General features: G+C 47.1%; 4 protein-coding genes. All 4 read left to right on the top strand.

Annotated features, from left to right (window positions below; translation table 11 throughout):
* Positions 1-211: 211 nt before the first annotated feature.
* From atpF to atpG, 4 genes are read left to right on the top strand one after another with little or no spacing between them, the layout of a single operon-like run.
* Positions 212-733 (top strand): F0F1 ATP synthase subunit B, encoded by a 522-nt coding sequence (atpF, locus tag KW93_RS08795; RefSeq protein WP_033542631.1) that lies wholly within the window; start codon positions 212-214, stop codon positions 731-733.
* Positions 730-1,260, top strand: coding sequence for a F0F1 ATP synthase subunit delta (locus tag KW93_RS08790; RefSeq protein ID WP_033542630.1), 531 nt, complete (start codon positions 730-732; stop codon positions 1,258-1,260). The genes atpF and KW93_RS08790 overlap by 4 nt, the downstream gene beginning before the upstream one ends.
* A gap of 28 nt (positions 1,261-1,288) precedes the next feature.
* Positions 1,289-2,797 (top strand): F0F1 ATP synthase subunit alpha, encoded by a 1,509-nt coding sequence (gene atpA, locus KW93_RS08785; RefSeq protein WP_033542629.1) that lies wholly within the window; start codon positions 1,289-1,291, stop codon positions 2,795-2,797.
* Positions 2,798-2,845: 48 nt separating this feature from the next.
* Positions 2,846-3,703: an ATP synthase F1 subunit gamma gene (atpG, locus tag KW93_RS08780; RefSeq protein ID WP_033542628.1), complete on the top strand. Its 858-nt coding sequence runs from the start codon at positions 2,846-2,848 to the stop codon at positions 3,701-3,703.
* Positions 3,704-3,720 lie beyond the last annotated feature (17 nt).

Genomic DNA, 3,720 nt, shown 5'->3' with positions numbered 1-3,720 from the left:
AGCAGCGCAGCGATGCAGGAGCAGCCTTTTTCTTGCAGCAGCTGGGCCACTGGAGTCTAGACATAAAAAGCTAAATGGCGGGAGTGCTTCGGCATGATTTTCGCCATTTATGCTTGTATGCATCATTTTACAACTGAAAAACCATCTTACAGCAAAAGATCTTACTATAGAAGAAACGTATATTTAGGCTCTTGAAGGGAGTGAAACAATCGTGTTTTTTGATCACCTCGTACTCGGTGCTACCGGGGAGTTTTTGAATACTGGAGATATCTTTGCGACATTGACTGTGTTTATCCTGTTGATGCTGCTGCTTAAAAAATTCGCATGGGGTCCTTTGATGGGCGTAATGCAGCAGCGTGAAGAATTCATCGCAAGTGAAATCGAAGCTGCTGAAAACAGCCGTCTGGAATCCAAAAAAATGCTTGATGAACAGCGCAGCCTTCTGAAAGATGCGCGTACACAGGCACAGGAAATCGTAGAGAATGCCAAAAAGCAAGGCGAAGTTTCTCGTGAGGAAATTATCACGACGGCGCGCGCTGAAGCTGGACGCATGAAAGATGCGGCAGTTCTTGAAATTGCCAACGAAAGAGACAAAGCGATTTCGGCAGTACGTGAAGAAGTTGTGGCATTGTCATTGCTTGCAGCTACTAAAGTGCTGGACAGAGAAATTTCTGAGGAAGACAACCGTCAGTTGATTAACGAAACGATTGCGAAGGCAGGCGAAGTGCAATGAGTCAGGCTGCAGAACGCTATGCATTGGCATTGTTCCAAACGGCGCAAAAACATCAGGTGACTGCTGAAGTTGAACAGGATCTGCGCGAAGTGAAAAAAGTCTTCGCAACGACTCCGGAACTTTACAGCCTGATGGTTTCTCCGAAATTATCAGCTGAAAAAAGAATCAACCTGATCAATGAATTGTTCAGCCAGGGCAACCAATATGTGATCAACACGATCCAATTGATCGCTGAGCGCGGACGTTTGAATGAAATAGGGGATATGGTTGACGCTTACGTTAGCCTATCCAACGATGCACAGGGAATCCAGGATGCGAAAGTCTATTCCACCCGTCCATTGACGGAAGAAGAACGCGCATCCATCTCTTCTGTATTTGCACAAAAAGTAGGGAAACAGGCATTGCGAATTGAAAACATCGTGGATCCATCGATAATCGGCGGATTGCGTCTTCAAATCGGAAACCGCATCTACGACAGCAGCGTCAGCACGAAATTGGCTCGCCTGCAGCGTCAATTGATCGGTTAATCATTGAAATTATGAGAGGGTGACATACATGAGCATCAAAGCTGAAGAAATCAGCGGTCTGATCAAGCAGCAGATTGAAAATTATCAATCAGAGATGAAAGTTGACGACGTCGGTACAGTAATCACAGTTGGTGATGGTATCGCTCGCGCTCATGGCCTCGACAACGTCATGGCTGGAGAACTTGTTGAGTTCTCTACTGGTGTATTGGGTATGGCACAAAACTTGGAAGCCAACAACGTTGGTATCATCATCCTTGGGCCATTCGCAGACATCAAAGAAGGCGATGAAGTGCGTCGTACGGGCCGCATTATGGAAGTACCGGTAGGACATGAACTTATCGGACGTGTAGTAAACCCGCTTGGACAGCCAGTTGACGGCCTAGGCCCGATCCACACAACGAAATCCCGTCCAATCGAAAGTCCAGCACAAGGGGTTATGGCACGTAAATCTGTTCACGAACCTCTTCAGACAGGTATCAAAGCGATCGACGCTCTAGTGCCAATCGGCCGCGGACAGCGCGAATTGATCATCGGTGACCGCCAGACTGGTAAAACGTCTGTAGCGATCGATACAATTTTGAACCAGGCTGACCAGGACATGATCTGTATCTATGTTGCAATCGGACAGAAAGAATCAACTGTACGTAACGTAGTTGAAACTTTCCGTAAAAATGGCGCTTTGGACTACACAATCGTCGTGACGGCATCTGCTTCACAGCCGGCACCATTATTGTACCTGGCTCCTTATGCCGGTATCACAATGGCCGAAGAATTCATGTTCGAAGGCAAACACGTTTTGATCGTCTATGATGATTTGACTAAACAGGCATCAGCATATCGCGAACTTTCGCTCTTGCTTCGCCGTCCTCCAGGCCGTGAAGCTTACCCTGGTGACGTTTTCTACTTGCACTCACGCCTTCTTGAGCGTGCAGCGAAATTGAACGAAACACTTGGCGCAGGTTCAATCACAGCATTGCCGTTCGTTGAGACGCAGGCTGGCGATATTTCTGCATATATCCCAACAAACGTAATTTCGATCACTGACGGACAAATCTTCCTTCAGTCGGATCTGTTCTTCTCGGGTGTACGCCCAGCGATCAACGCCGGTCTTTCTGTATCACGCGTAGGTGGTTCAGCTCAGATCAAAGCGATGAAGAAAGTTGCGGGTACACTGCGTCTTGACCTGGCTGCATTCCGTGAGTTGGAATCCTTCTCTCAATTCGGTTCGGACCTTGACGCTGCGACAGCTGCCAAGCTTGAGCGCGGTAAACGGACTGTTGAAGTTCTGAAACAGGACTTGAACAACCCGATCAAAGTTGAGAAACAGGTTGTTATTTTCTATGCATTGACTCAAGGTTTCCTTGATGATATTGCTATCGGAGATATTTCCCGTTTTGAAGCAGAACTTACGAGCTGGTTGGATACGAACCACACAGAAATTTTGGAAACTATCCGTACAACGAAAGGTTTGCCTTCTGACGAAGCATTTGGCGCGGCGATCAACGATTTCAAACGCACATTCGCAAAATCAGAGTAAACGTTTCAGCCGGGTCGGAAGAAAAAATTATAAGGTGGTGAAATACCAGTGGCATCTTTACGCGATATAAAAAACCGAATTACGTCAACGAAGAAAACAAGTCAGATTACAAGAGCCATGCAAATGGTTTCCGCTTCCAAATTGAACCGTGCTGAAGTGAATGCGAAAGCGTTCGTTCCATACATGGCGAAAATCCAGGACGTCGTAGCTTCCATAGCTGCCGGATCGAATGACGCAAGCCATCCGATGATGATAACGCGCCCTGTGAAGAAGACGGCTTATCTTGTAATCACATCTGACCGCGGGCTGGTTGGCGGATACAACAGTAACATTCTGCGTACTGTCAGCAATAAAATCCGTGAACGCCATGCGTCGAAAGATGAATTTGTTATCCTGTGCATTGGCCGTAAAGGTCGGGATTTCTTTGCGAAACAAGGCATGACCATCCTGGACAGTGCAATCGCACTTCCGGACCATCCTTCATTCGCGGACATCAAAGAAATTACGCGCAAAGCTGTTGGTATGTTCTCAGAAGGTGCATATGATGAAGTTTATATGTACTATAATCACTTTGTCTCAGCTATTCAGCAGGAAGTCACTGAAACGAAAGTTCTGCCATTGACGGATATCAAACCGACCGGAGCGACTTCTACTTATGAATTCGACCCTTCAGCGGAAGCCATCCTGGAAGTTCTTCTTCCACAATACGCAGAAAGCTTAATTTTCGGTGCCGTTCTTGACGGCAAAGCAAGTGAACATGCGGCTTCAATGACAGCAATGAAGAGCGCGACCGATAATGCGACCGAATTGATCGACGGATTGACACTTTCATACAACCGTGCGCGCCAGGCGGCGATCACTCAGGAAATCACTGAAATCGTCGGCGGAGCAGCGGCATTAGAATAATAAGAAAAGCGAAGGCG

The sequence above is a fragment of the Planococcus sp. CAU13 genome (genome assembly GCF_000775575.1).
GTDB lineage: Bacteria > Bacillota > Bacilli > Bacillales_A > Planococcaceae > Planococcus.
This window is presented reverse-complemented; position numbering and strand designations above follow the sequence as displayed.

Bases quoted from the DNA above. Each gene is read 5' to 3' on its own strand.
- atpA (WP_033542629.1), top strand. From the start codon at position 1,289: ATGAGCATCAAAGCTGAAGAAATCAGCGGTCTGATCAAGCAGCAGATT.
- KW93_RS08790 (WP_033542630.1), top strand. From the start codon at position 730: ATGAGTCAGGCTGCAGAACGCTATGCATTGGCATTGTTCCAAACGGCG.